General features: G+C 73.7%; 14 protein-coding genes. 5 read left to right on the forward strand and 9 right to left on the reverse strand.

Features of this window, described 5'->3' with window-relative positions:
• Positions 1 to 60 precede the first annotated feature (60 nt).
• A complete protein-coding gene (gene ileS, locus KME80_RS08720) occupies positions 61 to 3210 on the reverse strand; it encodes an isoleucine--tRNA ligase (RefSeq protein ID WP_219502323.1) in 3150 nt (1049 codons plus the stop codon).
• Positions 3211 to 3630: 420 nt separating this feature from the next.
• On the opposite strand from ileS, the gene KME80_RS08725 reads away from it, so the two are divergent.
• Genes KME80_RS08725 through KME80_RS08735 form a run of 3 tightly spaced genes read left to right on the forward strand, consistent with a single transcriptional unit; the run spans position 3631 to position 5502 of the window.
• The gene (locus tag KME80_RS08725; RefSeq protein ID WP_246644367.1) at positions 3631 to 4035 is read left to right on the forward strand and encodes a TraR/DksA family transcriptional regulator; all 405 of its coding nucleotides are present in this window, start codon (positions 3631 to 3633) and stop codon (positions 4033 to 4035) included.
• A complete protein-coding gene (gene lspA / locus KME80_RS08730; RefSeq protein WP_308125667.1) occupies positions 3999 to 4589 on the forward strand; it encodes a signal peptidase II in 591 nt (196 codons plus the stop codon). The genes KME80_RS08725 and lspA overlap by 37 nt, the downstream gene beginning before the upstream one ends.
• On the forward strand, positions 4573 to 5502 hold the full coding sequence (locus tag KME80_RS08735) for an RluA family pseudouridine synthase (protein ID WP_219502325.1): 930 nt from the start codon (positions 4573 to 4575) through the stop codon (positions 5500 to 5502). Before lspA ends, KME80_RS08735 begins: the two co-directional genes overlap by 17 nt.
• Positions 5503 to 5506: 4 nt before the next feature.
• Here KME80_RS08735 and KME80_RS08740 read toward each other — a convergent pair whose 3' ends face one another.
• The 6 genes from KME80_RS08740 to KME80_RS08765 are packed head-to-tail and all read right to left on the reverse strand — an operon-like array spanning position 5507 to position 12613.
• Positions 5507 to 6922 (reverse strand): serine/threonine-protein kinase, encoded by a 1416-nt coding sequence (locus tag KME80_RS08740; RefSeq protein WP_219502327.1) that lies wholly within the window; start codon positions 6920 to 6922, stop codon positions 5507 to 5509.
• Positions 6923 to 6931: 9 nt separating this feature from the next.
• Positions 6932 to 7243 (reverse strand): AzlD domain-containing protein, encoded by a 312-nt coding sequence (locus KME80_RS08745; RefSeq protein ID WP_219502330.1) that lies wholly within the window; start codon positions 7241 to 7243, stop codon positions 6932 to 6934.
• Positions 7240 to 7902 (reverse strand): AzlC family ABC transporter permease, encoded by a 663-nt coding sequence (locus KME80_RS08750; protein ID WP_219502332.1) that lies wholly within the window; start codon positions 7900 to 7902, stop codon positions 7240 to 7242. The genes KME80_RS08745 and KME80_RS08750 overlap by 4 nt, the downstream gene beginning before the upstream one ends.
• Before the next feature lie 22 nt (positions 7903 to 7924).
• Entirely contained in the window at positions 7925 to 8755 is an 831-nt protein-coding gene (locus KME80_RS08755) for an AraC family transcriptional regulator (protein ID WP_308125668.1), read from the reverse strand.
• Positions 8752 to 10665 (reverse strand): serine/threonine protein kinase, encoded by a 1914-nt coding sequence (locus KME80_RS51740; RefSeq protein WP_281426892.1) that lies wholly within the window; start codon positions 10663 to 10665, stop codon positions 8752 to 8754. The genes KME80_RS08755 and KME80_RS51740 overlap by 4 nt, the downstream gene beginning before the upstream one ends.
• 10 nt (positions 10666 to 10675) lie before the next feature.
• Complete coding sequence (locus KME80_RS08765; protein WP_219502334.1) at positions 10676 to 12613, reverse strand: serine/threonine-protein kinase; 1938 nt, start codon at positions 12611 to 12613, stop codon at positions 10676 to 10678.
• A 286-nt stretch (positions 12614 to 12899) separates the two neighbouring features.
• Here KME80_RS08765 and KME80_RS52660 point away from each other — a divergent pair, with 286 nt between their 5' ends.
• Positions 12900 to 13802: a chorismate mutase gene (locus KME80_RS52660; RefSeq protein WP_219502336.1), complete on the forward strand. Its 903-nt coding sequence runs from the start codon at positions 12900 to 12902 to the stop codon at positions 13800 to 13802.
• Positions 13803 to 13818: 16 nt separating this feature from the next.
• On the opposite strand, the gene KME80_RS08775 is transcribed toward KME80_RS52660, so the two are convergent.
• Positions 13819 to 14820 carry an SGNH/GDSL hydrolase family protein gene (locus KME80_RS08775; protein WP_219502340.1) on the reverse strand — a complete coding sequence of 334 codons (1002 nt, stop codon included), beginning with the start codon at positions 14818 to 14820 and terminating at the stop codon, positions 13819 to 13821.
• A gap of 175 nt (positions 14821 to 14995) precedes the next feature.
• The gene (locus tag KME80_RS08780) at positions 14996 to 15847 is read right to left on the reverse strand and encodes an SDR family NAD(P)-dependent oxidoreductase (RefSeq protein WP_219502341.1); all 852 of its coding nucleotides are present in this window, start codon (positions 15845 to 15847) and stop codon (positions 14996 to 14998) included.
• Positions 15848 to 16038: 191 nt separating this feature from the next.
• Here KME80_RS08780 and KME80_RS08785 point away from each other — a divergent pair, with 191 nt between their 5' ends.
• A complete protein-coding gene (locus KME80_RS08785) occupies positions 16039 to 16944 on the forward strand; it encodes an RNA polymerase sigma-70 factor (protein WP_219502342.1) in 906 nt (301 codons plus the stop codon).
• Positions 16945 to 16951: the final 7 nt, after the last annotated feature.

Raw genomic sequence — 16951 nt, forward strand, 5'->3', positions numbered from 1 at the left:
CTCCCCCCGGGCGGTGGTAGGGCAGGCCCTACCGCCGCCCGGGAGGGAGCGCGGGACGTCTCAGGCGCGGCGGAGCTGGAAGGTGAGCCCCAGGTCGGGGTCGGTGTGCTCGGGCAGGCCGGGCTCGGCGCCCTCGGTGACCGAGGAGGCCAGCACCTCGTCGGCGACCGAGCCGCCGCCCGAGCGCAGCGCCTGCGCCAGGTCCGGGCCCGAGGCCGTCCACCACAGGTCGATGCGGTCGGTGATGGACAGGCCGCTCGACTTGCGCGCGTCCTGCACCAGGCGGATGACCTCGCGCAGCAGCCCGGCGCGGCGCAGCTCGTCGGTCAGCTCCAGGTCGAGCGCGACCGTCTCGCCGGTGCCGGTGTCGACGGCGCCGGTCTCCACCGCCCAGCCGGAGCGCGGCTGCTCGGTGACGATGACCTCGTCCGGTCCGAGCTCGACCTGGCCGAGCTCGCCCGCGTCCACGGTCACCGCGGCGCCGGAGCGCAGCCCTCGGGCCAGCGCGGTGGCGTCGGCGGCGGCCACGGCGGCGGCCACGAGCTTGGTCTGGGACCCGAACCGCTTGCCGAGCGCCCGGAAGTTCGGCTTGACCGTGTAGGACACGAGATCGGCGCTGAAGCCGGACATGTCCTCCAAAGCCTGGACGTTCAGCTCGTCGGCGACCAGGTCACGCAGCTCGCCCGGCAGCGACGGCCAGCCCTGCGCGCCGACGAGGGCGCGGCCGAGCGGCTGACGCGTCTTGACGCCGGAGGAGGCGCGGGCCGAGCGGCCCAGCTCCACCAGCCGCCGCACCAGCGCCATCCGCTCCGACAGCGCAGGGTCGAGCAGGTCCTCGCGCACGGCCGGCCAGGAGGCCAGGTGCACCGAGGAGGGCGCGTCCTCGCCGCGCAGCACGTCCCACAGGTAGTCGGTGACGAACGGCGTCATCGGCGCCATCAGCCGCGTGACCGTCTCCAGGCACTCGTACAGAGTGGCGAACGCCTCCCGCGACCCCTGCCAGAACCGGCGGCGCGAGCGGCGCACGTACCAGTTGGACAGGTCGTCGAGGAACTCGGCCAGCCTGCGCCCGGCCCGCTGGGTGTCGTACTCGTCCAGCGCCGCCGTGACCTCGGCCACCGTGCGGTGCAGCTCGGCCAGCGCCCACCGGTCGAGCAGCGGGCGCTCGGCGGCCGGCGGGGCGTCGGCGAGCATGGCGGGCGACCACGACTCGGCGTTGGCGTACAGGGTGAAGAACGAGGCGGTGTTCCAGTAGGTCAGCAGGACCTTGCGGACGATCTCCTCCAGCGCGTTGTGGCCGACCCGGCGGGCCGCCCACGGCGAGCCGGAGCAGGCCATGAACCAGCGCAGCGCGTCGGCGCCGTGCTGGTCCATCAGCGGCATCGGCTCCAGGATGTTGCCCAGGTGCTTGCTCATCTTGCGCCCGTCCTCGGCCAGGATGAGCCCCAGGCAGAGCACGTTCTCGTACGAGGACTGCCCGAACACCAGCGTGCCCACGGCCATCAGCGAGTAGAACCACCCGCGCGTCTGGTCGGTGGCCTCGCAGATGAACTGCGCCGGGTAGACGCCCTCGGGCTTGCCGGGGCGGCCCCACTGGGCGAACGGCATCGAGCCGGAGTCGTACCAGGCGTCGATGACGTCGGGCACCCGGCGGGCCTCGGCCGAGCACGTCGGGCAGGGGAAGGCCACGTCGTCGACGAACGGCCGGTGCGGGTCGAGGGCCGACAGGTCCTGCCCGGCCAGCTCGCCCAGCTCGGCCAGCGAGCCGACGCAGGTCACGTGGCTCTCGTCGGCGGAGCACACCCACAGCGGCAGCGGCGTGCCCCAGTAGCGCGAGCGCGACAGCGCCCAGTCGACGTTGTTGCGCAGCCACTCGCCGAAGCGGCCCCACTTGACCGTGTCGGGGTACCAGTTGGTGCGGGCGTTCTCGGCCAGCATCTGGTCCTTGACCGCGGTGGTGCGGATGTACCACGACGGGAGCGCGTAGTAGAGCAGCGGCGTGTGGCAGCGCCAGCAGTGCGGGTAGCTGTGGTCGAAGTGGCCGCCGCGGAACAGCAGCCCGCGCCCGCGCAGGTCGCCGGTCAGCCGCTCGTCGGCGTCCTTGAAGAACACGCCGCCGACCATCGGCACGTCGTCCAGGAAGCGCCCGTCGGGGCCGATCGGGTTGACGACCGGCATGTCGTAGCGCTTGATGACGGCCATGTCGTCGGCGCCGAAGGCGGGCGCCTGGTGGACCAGGCCGGTGCCGTCCTCGACGGTGACGTAGTCGCCGAGCACCACGTAGTGGGCGTCGGGGATGTCGACCAGCTCGAACGGCCGCTCGTACGTGGTGCGCTCCAGCTCGCGGCCGGTGAAGCGGGCCAGCTCCGTGGCGTCCTCGCCGAGCACGGCGGTCAGCAGCGGCTCGGCCACGACCAGCACCTCGCCGTCGGCGGTGCGGGCGGCGACGTACGTGACGTCGGGGTGCACGGCGACGGCGGTGTTGGACACCAGCGTCCACGGCGTGGTGGTCCAGATCAGCAGCGAGGCGCCCAGCTCGGCCAGCGGGCCGGAGGTCGCGGGCATGCGGACGTAGACCGACGGGCTGGTGACGGTCTCGTAGCCGCCGGGCTGGCCCAGCTCGTGGTCGGACAGGCCGGTGCCGCAGCGCGGACAGTAGGGCGTGATGCGGAAGTCGCGGAACAGCAGCCCCTTGTCGAAGACGACCTTGAGCGACCACCACACGGCCTCGACGTAGGCCGGGTCCATGGTCCGGTAGGCCGTCGACAGGTCGATCCAGTAGCCCATCCGCTCGGTGAGCTGCTCGAACGCGTCGACGTGGCGCAGCACGGACTCGCGGCACTTGGCGTTGAACTCGGCGATGCCGTAGGCCTCGATGTCGCGCTTGCCGGACAGGCCGAGCTCTTTCTCGATGCCGACCTCGACGGGCAGGCCGTGGCAGTCCCAGCCGGCCTTGCGGGGGACGCTGAAGCCGCGCATCGACTTGTAGCGCGGGAACAGGTCCTTGAACACGCGCGCCTCGACGTGGTGCACGCCGGGCAGGCCGTTGGCGGTGGGCGGGCCCTCGTAGAAGACCCAGGACGGGTTGCCCTCGTTCTGCTGGATCGAGCGCTCGAAGATCTTCCCGTCCCGCCAGCGGTCCAGGACCTCGCGCTCGAGCGCGGGCAGGTCGACCTGCGCGGGAAGAGAGCGGAATGATGGCGAAGACATTTCGGGTGGGACCTCCACGCGTCGACTGGACGGACCGGCGTGAAGGGACGAAGCCGCACGGGCTCCGCGGTACCACCCTTCTTGGCCCCTGAGGGGCCCTCTTCGTTTGGCTGCTGCCGGGTCTAGTGAGCTCGAGGCGAGCCGTTCTTCCGGCGGCTCCGGGGTGATATCCCTCACACGAGGGCCCCATCAACGCCTTGCAGCTTCACACCTTAACGCAGAGCGGAGGCCGGTCGCTTCCGCCTTTCCTCGTGCCGTGGAAGTGCCTGCAAGCGACAAAGTTGTGGGAATGGAGTCCACTGAGCAGGAGTGAGAACTGCGGGGCGGGATAGTACGGCAGAGGTAAACCGTCCGGCGGGTCGTTTGCCGTTCCGTTATCGGAGACCTAAGCTGCCCGCACCATTCACGGCCTTGATCAGCATGGAGGCAGCCATGGTGGCAGTCACGCAGACCACCGCAACACCGTCGATGTGGTCGAAACAGGAGCTGGCCGAGGTACGCGGCAGTCTGCAGACGGAGATCGACGAGCTCAACGCCGACATCCGCCGCCACGAGACGGAGATCGCCTCGGGTGACGTCACCCAGGGAGCGGGCGACGACCAGGCGGACGCCGGCGCCAAGACGTACGAGCGGGAACGCGAGATCGCCCTTACCCTGAATGCACGCGACCTGGTCGCGCAGAACGAACGTGCGATCGCCAGGATCGACGCAGGGACCTATGGAGTGTGCGAATCGTGCCACAAGCCGATCGGCAAGGAACGCCTTCAGGCGTTCCCGAGGGCGACGCTGTGCGTGGCCTGCAAGCAGAAGGAGGAACGCCGGTAGCAGGCGGGCGCCGGGGCCGCCTGATCGCGGTCCTGGCCTGCCTGGCGGCCGTCCTGTACGTGTCCGACCTCGTCACCAAGACGGTGGTGCTGCGGACGCTGGAGGGCGAGCCGCCGCTGGTCGTCATCCCGGGAGTCCTGCAGTTCCGGGTGATCTTCAACTCCGGGGCCGCCTTCAGCATCGGCACCGGGATGACGTTCGTCTTCACCTTCATCGCCGCCGGCGTGGTCGTCGCGATCATCCGCACGGCGCGCAAGCTCCGCAGCATGCCCTGGGCGATCACGCTCGGGCTGCTGCTGGGCGGCGCGCTCGGCAACCTCACCGACCGGCTGTTGCGCTACCCTTCCGGTTTCGGCAGGTCCACCCAGTTCCAGGGGCACGTGGTCGACTTCGTCGAGGTGCTGCCCGGCAACTTCCCGGTGATCGACTACTTCCCGGTGTTCAACGTCGCCGACTCGGCGATCGTGTGCGGCGGCATCGTGGCGGTCGTCCTGGCCTGGCGTGGCTACCAGATCGACGGAACGAGGGAGGGCAAGAGTGGCCGAGCAGCGTAGTCTGCCCGTGCCCGACGGGCTGGAGGGCGAGCGGCTCGACGCCGCGCTCTCCCGGCTGTTCGGATTCTCGCGCACCCGCGCGGCCGAGCTCATCGGCGCCGGGGAGGTCATGGTCGACGGCCGCGAGCCGGCCAAGTCCGACCGGGTCCACGCCGGAGCCTGGCTGGAGGTGACGCTGCCGCCTCCGGTGGCGACCCCGATGCCGGTGGCCGAGCCCGTCCCAGGCATGACGATCGTGTACGAGGACGACGACATCGTCGTGGTCAACAAGCCGATCGGCGTCGCCGCCCACCCGACCGTCGGCTGGACCGGCCCGACCGTGATCGGCGGCCTGCTCGGCGCCGGCCACACGATCGCCACCAGCGGCGCGGCCGAGCGGCAGGGCATCGTGCACCGCCTCGACGCCAACACCACCGGGGCGATGGCCGTGGCCAAGAGCGAGCACGCCTACTCCTTCCTCAAGCGCGCCTTCAAGGAGCGCACCGTCGACAAGCGCTACCACGCGCTGGTCCAGGGGCATCCCGACCCGTTCCGGGGCACCGTCGACGCGCCGATCGACCGCCACCCCTCGGGTGACGGCAGGTTCGCGGTGGTCGCGGGCGGCAAGCCGTCCATCACCCACTACGACACGATCGAGGCGTTCCGGGCGGCCTCGCTGCTCGACATCAAGCTGGAGACCGGCCGCACCCACCAGATCCGGGTGCACATGTCCGCGCTGCGCCACCCGTGCGTCGGCGACCTCATGTACGGCGCCGACCCGACGATCGCCGCCCGGCTGGGCGTCACCCGGCAGTGGCTGCACGCGGTGTCGCTCGGGTTCGAGCACCCTTCCAGCGGCGAGTGGATGTCGTTCACCACCGACTACCCGGACGACCTGCGCCACGCGCTCGACGTCGTGCGCGCCGAGTCCTAGCCGGTCAGGTCTTCTCCGCCTTTTTTGCGTTCTTCGCGTTCTTGGCGGACTTCGCGGACTTGCCGGGCTTCTCGGGATGGGCCTGCGCCTGGTCGCCGCCGTCCGGCTCCGGGTCCACCTGACCGGGCTTGGTCGGCGACGGGCCGTCCGGCTCGTCCGTGCCTTCGGGGTTCTCCGGCTCCTGGGGGTCGGCGGAGTCGCTGGGCTTGGGGGACTTCGTGGGCTTCGGGTCGGGCTTGCGGTCCGACGGGCGGTCCGACGGTCTCGCCTGCTTGCCGGTCTCCTCGTCGCGCGGTGTCGCGTACGTGGGGTCGGAGCCGGTGGGCGGGAGGCCGGAGCGCGGGGACGACGACGGCGCGTCGGCGGGGGACGAGGGTTCGGCGGGCCCGGCGGAGCTGGGCGTGCTCACCACGGCCGGCACGGCGGGCGGTCTGGCCGTCTCCGGCGGCCGGTTCGACCACCACGCCCACCCGCCCGTCACCAGCGCCACCAGCAGCGACCCGACGCCGAGCGCGAGCAGCGGCGGCCGGGTGCGGCCCGGCGGCGGCTCGGCCTGCGGCGCCGGGACCGGCACCGGGACGGGCCCCGTCGGCTCCGGCGGGCTGCCCGCGATGATCGCCGTCAGCCGCGCCTCCGCCTCCTCCAGCGACATCCGCTCCGCCGGGTCCTTGCGCAGCAGCCCGAGCAGCACCGGGGCCAGCACCCCCGCCCGCGCCAGCGGAGCCGGCTCCGCGTGCATGACCGCGCCCAGCGTGGCCAGCGCGTTCGAGCGGTGAAAGGGGGAGTGGCCCTCCACCGCGACGTACATCGTCACGCCCAGCGACCACAGGTCCGACTCCGGGCGCGCCTGCCCGCCCGCCGCCCGCTCCGGCGCCATGAACGCCGGCGTGCCGATCAGCATCCCGGTGCGGGTGACCGGGGCCTCGTCCTCGGTGGTCGCGATGCCGAAATCCGTCAGCACCGCCCGGCCGTCCTCGGTCAGCAGCACGTTGTCGGGCTTGACGTCACGGTGCAGCACCCCGGCCGTGTGCGCGGCCCGCAGCGCCTCCAGCAGTTGCAGCCCCAGGTGCGCGGCCTCGGCGGGGGACATCGGGCCGTCGTCGCGCACCAGCTCGCCCAGCGTGCGGGAGCGGACGAGCTGCATCACGATCCACGGGTGCCCGTGCTCCTCCAGCACGTCGTAGACGGCCGCCACGCACGGATGGGCCACCCGCCCGGCCGCTCGCGCCTCGCGGAACGTCCGGGTGGTGAACACCTCGCGTTCCGGCCCTGTCAGCTCGGGGGGCGGGAGGACCTCCTTCAGGGCCACGTCCCTGCCGAGCACCTCGTCGTGCGCCTGCCACACGGTGCCCATGCCGCCACGGCCGATCGTCCGCACCAGCCGGTAGCGGCCCCCAACAATCCCCGCAGAATCGGACATGCGGGGCGCCTACCCGAGAAAGAGCCTGACAACCCCGGTTGTGGCCGCCGCCGCGATCAGCACCACGAGGAACGGCGCCCGCAGCACCAGCGCCACCACCGCCGCCACCAGCCCCGCCGTCCTGGCCAGGTCGAAGGCCAGCGCCCCGTCCGCCGTGAACGTCTGCACGGCGATCAGCGCCGACAGCAGCGCCACCGGCACCAGCTCGGCGAAGCGCCGCACCGCCGGATGGTCCAGCACCTGACGCGGCGCCGCCAGCCCGGCCAGCTTGAGCGCGTAACAGCCCAGGCACACCGCCGCGATCGCCCACCACAGCGTCATCGCGCCATCACCACCAGCACCGCGAACGCCGACAGCAGCACCGGCACCCCCGGCGGCAGGAACGGCGTCGCCAGCAGCGCGATCCCCGCCCCGGCCGCCGCCAGCAGCCGCAGCTCGCCGCTGCCCGCCAGGCGCGGCCACAGGATCGCCAGGAACGTCGCCGGCCCCACCACGTCCAGCCCCAGCATGCCCGGATCGCCCAGCGCCGACGTGCCGAGCGCCCCGGCCAGCGTCGTGATGTTCCACGTCACGTACAGGGTGGCGAACGTCGTCACGAATCCCGTACGGGACGACTCCGGCGACGGCTGGGCCAGCGCCACGGCCGTCGTCTCGTCGATGACGCCGTGCGCGACCACCAGCCTGCGCGGCCCCCGTACCCCCAGCAGGTCGGCCAGGCGCAGCCCGTACAGCGTGTTGCGGCCGCCCAGCAGCAGCGCCCCCGACGCGGCGGCGACCAGGTCGCCGCCCGCCCCCACCGCGCCCGTGAGCGCGAACTGCGAGGCCCCGGTGAAGGCCAGCAGGCTGAGCACGCACGCCTGCGGCACGCTCAGGCCCGCGGTGATCGCCGCCGCGCCGAAGGCGACGCCCGACAGGCCCACGGCCAGGCCCACCCCCAGGCCGTCCCGGATCGCGGCCGAGCGATATGTCGTTCTTTCCATGTCATACGAGGGTATGGGCAGGTCAGCCGTGTTTCTTGTACGTTCCTGCGGCCCGCTGGTACGCCGCGGGCGGCACGCCCACGATCCGCTTGAAGTGCCGGGTGAGGTGCGCCTGGTCGGTGAAGCCCACGTCGGCGGCCACCCGCGCCGCCGGGATGCCCGACCGCAGCAGCCGGCGCGCCTGCCGCACCCGCAGCGACGTCAGATAGGCGTGCGGCGGCAGCCCCGTCGCCGCCTTGAACGCCCGCAGCAGCGGGAACGGCCTGGCCCCCACCGCTAGCGCCAGGTCCTCCAGCGCCGGCGGGTCCACCAGCCGCTCGCGCAGCACGCCCATCGCCTCCCGCACCGCCCGCAGCCCCTCCGGCGCCAGCGCCACCGCCGGCCGCCCCGCCGCGTGCCGGGTCAGCAGCCCCGCGAACAGCGTCCGCGTCAGCGTCGAGGCCGCCAGCCGGTCGCCCACCTCCGCGGCCCGGTGCGCCGCCGCCAGCGCTGCCGCCATCTCCCGGTCGCCGACCACCTGCTGCGGGAAGTACGGCGTCCCGTACGTCACGCCCAGCTCCGCCGCTACCTCCGCGACCGCCTCCACCGTCGGGTAGAGCATCCGGTACGACCAGCCGTCCTCCACGCCCGCCTGGCCGGTGTGCATCGAGTCGGGATTGACCAGCACGATCTCACCGGCCCCCGCCCGGTGCAGCGTGCCCCGGTAGTCGAACTCCTCCACCCCGGACGTGATCACGCCGATCGCGTAACCGTCGTGCACGTGCCGCGAGAAGCGGTGGGTGACGTACCGGGCCTTGAGCAGGTCGACCTCCGGCACCGCCGGATGCCGCCAGAACCGCGCCTGCTCCTTCACCTCGGCACCGGGCGGAACGTGCGCAGGAACGCCTCGACGTAGTGCCGGTCGCGCTCCCACCGGGTGTGGGCCGTCTCCCAGTAGAGGGCGAACGGGCGGCCGTCGGCCGTGCGGAAACCCCGGTTCACCACGTGCAGCAGGGCGCCGTCACGCGGCCTGACGAACTCCCAGTCGGCCGCCGGGACCCCCAGGTACGTCAGCGGCGTGATGCCGATCCGCCGGTAGCCGGGGAACTCGCCCTTGTCCCTGATCTCCCGCTCCAGCGCCCGCCAGTGCGCCTCCGGGGTGCTGTGACGCACCTCGGGCACGGTCCACTCGACGACCATCTTCCCGGCGGTGCCGGGGCCGGACAGGGTGACGCTGTCGCGCGTGGGACTCTTGGCGGCCCGCCAGCCGCGCGGCAGGGCGATGGAGAACCCGCCGGCGGCGTTGCGGTACGTCCGCCACCCGGCGGGCGGGCGCGCGGACCCGGTGGCCGTGGGCTCCCCGGAGGCCGAGGCGGTCGGCTCGGCCGAGCTGCCGGTCGGACTGCCGGTCGGGGCGCCCGTGGGGTCGCCTGCCGGGCTGCCTGTCGGGGTGTCCGCCGAGATGCCGGTCGAGGCGCCGGTCGGCGTGGCCCGGGCGGCGACGTCCGAGCCCGGCGACCTCAGCTCCAGCGCCACCAGCACGCCGCCCGCGCCCACGGCCGCCGCCACGACCACGGCCACGCCGATCCCCGCCCACCGCCGGCCCCGGGGCACGGGGACGGTGTCCCCGCCCGGCACACCCCCGGTCGGCATCCCGCCGAGCTGACCGGCCGTCTCCTCGCGCCACGCCTCCCCGTGAGCGGGCGTCCCACCATGACCGGCCGCGCCGCTCTGGGTGGGTGCGCGGTGCTGGGAGGGTGCGTCGCCCTGAAGGGGCGCGCCACTCCAGGAGGACCCGCCGCCCTGGGAGGACCCGCCGCCGTGGGCGAGCACGCCGCCGTGGCTGGGCGTGCCGTCATAGGCGAGCACGCCCCCATGATCGGGCGCGCCCCCATGCGGGGGCGGGCCTGCCGGGGAGGGCGTGACCCCCGGGTACGCCCCTCCGGCCGGTTGCCCGGGGACGGGGCCCGGGTAGGCAGGCTGGGCGGCGATCGACTCCAGGAGCCGGGCCGCCTCGGCGGCGGGCATGCGCGTGGCCGGGTCGCGGGCCAGCAGCCCGGTGATGACCGGCGCGAGGGGCCCGGCGTGGGCCGGCGGCACCAGCGGGTCACGCAGGATCGCCGCCACGGTGGCCGCCCACGTGTCGCGCCGGTACGGCGGCGCGCCCTCCACCGCCGCGTACAGCGTCGCCCCCAGCGACCACAGGTCCGACTCGGGCCGCGCGGCCTCGCCGTTGAGGCGCTCCGGCGGCATGTACGCGGGCGTGCCCACCAGCCCGCCGGTCGCGGTCAGCCCGGCGTCGGTCTCCACGGCGGCGATGCCGAAGTCGGTCAGCACCACCCGGCCGCCGTCGGCCAGCAGCACGTTCTCGGGCTTGACGTCGCGGTGCAGCACCCCGGTGGCGTGCGCGGCGCGCAGCGCGTCGAGGACGCGGGCGCCGATCGCCGCCACCCGCGCCGCCGGCAGCGGCCCGCCGTCGCGGATCGTCTCGGCGAGCGAGCGGGAGCGGACGAGCTGCATGACGATCCACGGCCGCCCGTCCTCCTCGACGACGTCGTGGACGACGACCACCGAGGGGTGGTCGAGCCGCCCCGCCGCCCGCGCCTCCCGGATGGTGCGCCGGTTGAGCGCGGCCCGCTGGGCGTCGCCGACGCCCGTGTAGCGGACCTCCTTGATCGCGACCGTGCGGTCGAGGAGCTGGTCATGGGCGCGCCAGACCACGCCCATCCCGCCCTCGCCAATGGGCTCGATGAGGCGGTAGCGGTTGCCGACCTGCCTGTCCATCGCCCGCAGCCTACTGGTCGGGTTTGAACGTCGCGCAGAACGTCTCGAAGAAGTGGTAGTCCTTCTTCCAGCGGCTGTTGAGGTTGTGCCAGTAGATCGCGTAGCCGCGGCCGTTCTCGGTGACGAAGCCGCGGTTGCGGACCCGGGTCAGGCCCGTGTTGGTGCGCCAGGTGAAGTCCCAGTCGGCGGCGGCCTTCTGGTAGTCGACCTTCTTGATGCCGATGAGCTTGTAGCCGCCGAACCCGTAGCGGGCCGTCTTCTCCTGCTTCTTCCAGTCCTTGTACGGGTCGGAGCCCGGGTTGGAGGCCCGGTCGACCGACACGAAGGCGTTGGACGCGGCGCCGGGGCCGCGGAAGAAGACCTGGTTGCCCTCGCGCTTGAACTCCTCCCAGCCCTTGGGCAGCGCCATGGTGAAGTCGAGCTTCTTGTCCTTGTAGAGCTTCCAGCCGTCCGGCAGGGCGGAGGCGGGGTCCTCCTCCTTCTCCGCGGTCTCGGACGGGGTGGGGGCGGTGCTCGACGGCTCGGACGACGGCCGCGCCGGCGATCCGGTGCCGCCGGGCGTGGCGGCGGTGCTCGCGGCGGCCGTCTGCTGCTCCTCCGGCGTGTCGCCGGCGGTGGAACGCAGGCCGAGATAGCCGCCTACGGCCGCGATCAGCACGACGGCGACGACGGCGACGACCACGGGCACGGCCTGCCGTTTGCCGTCGCCGCTCAGCCGCGTCGGGTCGCCGGTCACCGGGTCGGCGGTCGCGGGCCCGAACCGGTCGGCGGCCTCGGCGAACAGCGACTCGCTCTCCGGGCGGCGCTCCTCGACCTCGCGCGGGGAGCGGCCGGCGCCGCCCGCCTGGGGGAAGCCGCCGTCGCGGTCCTCGTGGCGGGCGCGGGAGCCGCCCTGGGGACGGTTCGCGCCGGGCTCGGGGAAGCGCGCCCCGGTCTCGGCGAAGGGCGCGGGACGGGACGGCCGCGCGGGCGGGACGGGCTGCACGGGCCGGACAGGCTGCGCGGGCTGGACGGGCGCCAGGTTCGGGTCCGTCGGCATGTCGTCCTCGATCGCGGGCTGGACCCGCGTCGCCGGCTGCACCCGCGTGGGCGGGTCGGCGCGGGGGACCGCCCGGGGCTCGCCGCCGCCGGACTGGCTGATCCGCCGCAGCATCCGCGCGGTCTCCTCGTACGTGAGCCGCTGCACCGGCTCCTTGGCCAGCAGGCCCGCGATCACCGGCGCCAGCGGCCCCGCGTGCGGGGCGGGGTCGGGCTCGTCGGTGAGCACCGCGTGCATGGTGGCCAGGGCCATCCCGCGCTCGTGCGGGGAGCGTCCCTCCACGGCGGTGTAGAGCGTCGCGCCGAGCGCCCACAGGTCGGACTCGCGCCGCGCGGGCAGGCCCTTGAGCCGCTCCGGCGCGATGAACGCCGGGGTGCCCGCCAGGCCCGTCACGGTCAGCTGCGTCTCGGTCTCCAGCGTGGCGATGCCGAAGTCGGTCAGCACCACCCGGCCGTCGTCGGCCAGCAGCACGTTCTCGGGCTTGACGTCGCGGTGGAGCACGCCGGACTCGTGCGCGCGGTGCAGGGCGTCGAGCACCGCCAGGCCGATCTCCGCCACGCGGGCGGGGGGCAGCGGCCCGTCCTGCTTGATCACCGTGCCGAGCGAGCGCGACTGGACGAGCTGCATGACGATCCAGGGCCGGCCGTCCTCCTCGATCACGTCGTGGACGACGATCACGTTCGGATGCTCGAACCTGGCGGCGGCCCGTGCCTCGCGCATCGTCCGCCGGTTCAGCAGTTGCACCTCGTCACCCAGGGCGGCGGCGTACCTGACTTCCTTGACAGCGACGGTGCGGTCAAGGAGCTCGTCATGGGCGCGCCACACGATGCCCATGCCGCCCTTGCCGATGGGCTCCTGCAGGTGGTACCGGCCGGCGATGCGGCGTCCGTCCTGCTTGCGATCCGACATCAACGGCCTCAAACCCTCCCTCTCGGCCAAGAAATACTCCCATAGGCACGGATCAACGGCGACTCGCCGGAAGGCCAGTCCACCATTCGGGAACGATGTCCCGGCAGGTGGATGACGGGTGTAAGGTTCAGACATGACTTGTCGCTACGCGTTTACCGAGCCGGCTCCGGGAGGGCCGGTCGTCAGCTAGCGACCACCTGGAGTCGGCACAAGGCAGAGACGCCGCGTCTCTGCCTTTTTGGTTTTTCCGCCGGTTCCAGGAGAGCCGGCCGATTGGGGAGCCGAGATGTCATCGACCTTGGAACGGCACGTGGTCACGCTGGGCGGGCTGCGGGTGGGCGAGGGCCCCGCCGTGGTGATCAGCGACCGGGTGAGCCTGCGTGAGCGCGGCGGGCGCGGCGCGGACGCCGCCGAACGGCTGCGCGACGGGGTGACGCTGGCCGAGCCCGCCGGCGCCGCCGACCTGCCCGCGATCGCGGCGCGGGCCGGAGGCGTGGTGATCGGGTCGGCGTGGACGCGCGACATCCCGCTGATCCGGGCGGTGGCCGCGCTGGGGCTGCCGGTCGTGGTGGAGCGCCGCCCGTCGGCGACGCTGGAGGAGTGGCTGGGGGTGGCCGCTTACGTGGCCGCCGAGGGCAATGACCAGGTCATCCTGTGCGAGAGCGCCGACCTGGGGCTAATGCGTGCCGCCCGGGAGGCGTCCGGCCTGCCGGTGTTCGCCGACTTGTCCGGAAATATCAGCACGAGCCCCGACCCTGCTCCGGGCGGCGGCGCGCAGGGCGTGCGGCTCGGCGCGGAGCTGAGCGCGGCGGCCGTGGCGGCGGGGGCCGACGGGCTCGTCGTCGACGGCTCCGCCGAGGAGCGCGCCCTGGCCGAGGAGGCCGTGACGCTCGTCGGCGCGCTGCTGCGCCCCGAGGCGCCCGGCACGCTCGCCGACTGCCGCCAGGCCATCGACCGGGTCGACGCCGCGCTGGCCACCCTCCTGGAGCGCCGCGCCGAGCTGGCGGGAATTGTGCAGCGCCTCAAGCCGGTCGGCGGTTTCGCCGGCCGCGACCCGGCCCGCGAGCGCGCCCTGGTGACCCGGATGGCGCAGCGCGCCCCGGAGCTCGGCGAGGCCCGCCTGGCCCCCGTCATGAACGCCGTCATCGAGGCCGGACTCCACCTCGCCGAAGAGCGCGCCCGCCGGTGACCCGTCCCGGGCGGGGTCAGGGGGTGGCGAGGCGGAAGTTGTTCATCGGGCGGCCGGGCCCGGCGGCGATGCGCTCGTTGACCAGCTCGGCGAAGCGGCGGTAGCCGTCGGCGGTAGGATGGAAGCTGCGCGCGTTGACGGTCAGCTCGCCGAGGTCCACGACCAGCCCGTTCAGGTACGGGCGCGGCTGCCCCACCTCGTGCCCGTCGAAGGCGTCGTAGGCGTCCACGTACTCGACGCTCCCCGGCGCGCCGAACGCGGTGATCAGCTGCTCGAACTCCCGCGCCACCGCCCCCACGGCGTCGTTGAGCAGGCGGGTGACGCCGTTGAGCCAGCGCTGGTCGGCGGCGGAGAGGTTGGTGACGGTCTTCGACGGCGCGGCGGGGAACGGCCTCGGGTAGCCGAGCACGATCACCCGCGCCTCGGGCGCCCGCGCCCGGATCCCGGCCAGCACCTGGCGCAGCCGGGGCCGCAGCTCGTCGATGCGCTGCCGCACCCGGGCGTCCTGGTCGACGCAGGCCGACGACCACGGCAGCTTGGCGATGCACTCGGTGAGCACGGGGGCGAACCCCGCGTCGTTGCCGCCGATGCTCAGCGTCACCAGGCTCGTCCCGGCGCTGACGCGGCTGACCTGGGGCGCGTGGCCGTGCTGGCCGCGCAGGAGCTGGCCGGTGGTGGCGCCGCTGCACGCCCAGAAGCCCGCCTCGCCGCCGAACGCGTGCGCGCCCGCGACCTGCGGCGCGTAGGAGCCATCGGAGCGGTGGCAGCGCGCCGCGCCGTCACCGGCGGGCGCCCCCGCGCCGTCGTAGACGCCCTCGCCGGAGGAGTAGGAGTCGCCGAGCGCCACGTAGCCGCCGCTCAGCGCCACCTCCACGGGCGTCAGCCGGGTCAGCTCCGGCAGCCGCCCGCGCGGCTCGGCCGGGGCGCAGCCGACGTCGAGGACGGCGCAGCCGAGCATGGTGTGCAGCCCGAGCGGCACCACCGACAGCGCCAGCGCCGCCCCCGCCACCACGGCCACACCGATCCGGGCGGCCAGGGCGAGCCTGACCTTCCCCGCCGGCCCGGCGATCCAGGCTGACCCGCGTATCGCTGTCTTCAGCCCCGCCCACCGCTCCGTGCGCGTCCTCGCCCCGTCCAGCGCTGCCTCCCCCCGGTGACGGCCATTCCGCCACCGAGCCTAGAACACCGGATGATCAGGCGCGGGCGCTCGCCCCGGCTCCCTGCGCCCGCGCCGAGAGGTCCTGCCAGTCGGCCCAGGTCTTGAGCCGGTCGGCGTAGGCGCGCTCGATCATCGGCTGGAAGCCCAGCCCGAACAGCACCCGCAGCGGCGGGTTGTCCAGGTCGACGAGCGTGAGCAGCGCCTGGGCCGCGGCGGCCGGGTCACCGGCGGGCTGGCTCCCGGCGGCGGCGCCGAGCCGCTGCCGCAGCTCGTCGTAGGCCGGGTCCATCCTGGCCATGTGACCGTTGGCCAGCGGGTCCGGGTTCTTGCCGTCGCGGGTGGCGAAGCCGCCGGGCTCGACGACGGTCACCTTGACGCCGAACCCGGCGACCTCGCCGGCCAGGGCCTCGTTGAGCCCTTCGAGCGCCCACTTGGAGGCGTGGTAGGCGCCGCCGAGCGGCATGGCGATGAGCCCGGCCGCCGACGAGAGCTGGACGATGTGCCCGGAACGCTGCTCGCGCAGATACGGCAGCGCGGCCTGGACCACCCACACGGCGCCGAACAGGTTCGTCTCCATCTGGTCGCGCAGCTCCCGCTCGGTCAGCTCCTCGACCGCGCCGACCTGGGCGTACCCGGCGTTGTTCACGATGACGTCCAGGCGGCCGAACCGCTCCTGGGCGCGCCTGACGCTCTCGAAGGCGGCGGCCCTGTCGGTCACGTCCAGGGCGAGGGGGAGCACCGCGTCACCGTGGGCGTCCACCAGCGCCTCCAGGCTCCTGGGGTCACGGGCGGCCGCGGCCACCCGGTCGCCGCGCGACAGCGCCGCCTCGGCGAACTCACGGCCCAGGCCGCGGGACGTGCCGGTGATGAACCAGACCTTGCTCATGGCGTTCTCCCGTTCATGCTCAGTCGTCAGGGGTGTGTGCCGTGCGGCACGCTGACGCCCATGAGTCGCCGGCCCCCTGGCGGCTGTGACAGCCGCGATGGTGTGACGTGTGTCACCGGTCACGGCTGTCACGCCGGGGCCCCGGCCGGCGCCTTGTGCATGAGACACAGCGGGACGGACAGGAGCCGGAGATGGACGAGCACAGCGACCCGACGACGGACCAGGCGACCGCTGCGTTCCTCACCCATCGCAACCTGCTGTTCACGGTCGCGTACGAGATGCTCGGCTCGGCGGCCGACGCCGAGGACGTCCTTCAGGAGGCCTGGCTGCGCTGGACGAGGATCGACCTGGAGCAGGTGCGCGACGAGCGCGCCTACCTGGTGCGGATCACGACCAGGCGGGCGCTCGACCGGCTGCGCACGCTGAAGCGGCGCAAGGAGGCGTACGTCGGCCCGTGGCTGCCCGAGCCGCTGCTCACCACGCCCGACGTGGCCGAGGACGTGGAGCTCGCCGAGAGCCTGTCGATGGCGCTCATGCTCGTCCTGGAGACCCTGTCGCCGACCGAGCGGGCCGTGTTCGTGCTGCGCGAGGTGTTCGACGTCGCGTACGACGAGATCGCGGAGGCCGTCGGCAAGACCCCCGCCACCGTCCGTCAGATCGCGCACCGGGCCCGCAGGCACGTCGAGGCCCGCCGCCCCCGCGAGACGGTCTCGCCGGACGAGACCCGCGCGGTGATGGAGTCGTTCCTGCGCGCCCTGGAGACCGGCGACACGCAGGGCCTGCTCGACGTGCTCGCCCCCGACGTCGTCCTGCTGAGCGACGGCGGCGGCGTCCGCCAGGCCGCGCCGAGGCCGATCAGCGGAGCCGGCAAGGTGGCCCGTTACATCGTCGGCGGCATCGGCAAGGCACAGGTCACGCTCACCGGCGAGCTCACGGTGATCAACGGCGCCCCCGGCCTGGTCGTGCGCGTGGACGGCGAGACGGACGGCGTCATCGCCCTCCAGGTCGAGGGGGCCCGCATCACCGGCCTGTACTACGTCCGCAACCCGCACAAGCTGACCCGCATCGAGTCGGAGGTCCGGCTCACCCTCCGCTGAACCCCGC

This window comes from Nonomuraea ceibae, from assembly GCF_019396325.1.
GTDB lineage: Bacteria > Actinomycetota > Actinomycetes > Streptosporangiales > Streptosporangiaceae > Nonomuraea > Nonomuraea ceibae.

Bases quoted from the DNA above. Each gene is read 5' to 3' on its own strand.
- ileS (WP_219502323.1), bottom strand. From the start codon at position 3,210: ATGTCTTCGCCATCATTCCGCTCTCTTCCCGCGCAGGTCGACCTGCCC.
- KME80_RS08725 (WP_246644367.1), top strand. From the start codon at position 3,631: ATGGAGGCAGCCATGGTGGCAGTCACGCAGACCACCGCAACACCGTCG.
- KME80_RS08740 (WP_219502327.1), bottom strand. From the start codon at position 6,922: ATGTCCGATTCTGCGGGGATTGTTGGGGGCCGCTACCGGCTGGTGCGG.
- KME80_RS08745 (WP_219502330.1), bottom strand. From the start codon at position 7,243: ATGACGCTGTGGTGGGCGATCGCGGCGGTGTGCCTGGGCTGTTACGCG.
- KME80_RS08750 (WP_219502332.1), bottom strand. From the start codon at position 7,902: ATGGAAAGAACGACATATCGCTCGGCCGCGATCCGGGACGGCCTGGGG.
- KME80_RS51740 (WP_281426892.1), bottom strand. From the start codon at position 10,665: ATGGACAGGCAGGTCGGCAACCGCTACCGCCTCATCGAGCCCATTGGC.
- KME80_RS08765 (WP_219502334.1), bottom strand. From the start codon at position 12,613: ATGTCGGATCGCAAGCAGGACGGACGCCGCATCGCCGGCCGGTACCAC.
- KME80_RS52660 (WP_219502336.1), top strand. From the start codon at position 12,900: ATGTCATCGACCTTGGAACGGCACGTGGTCACGCTGGGCGGGCTGCGG.
- KME80_RS08780 (WP_219502341.1), bottom strand. From the start codon at position 15,847: ATGAGCAAGGTCTGGTTCATCACCGGCACGTCCCGCGGCCTGGGCCGT.
- KME80_RS08785 (WP_219502342.1), top strand. From the start codon at position 16,039: ATGGACGAGCACAGCGACCCGACGACGGACCAGGCGACCGCTGCGTTC.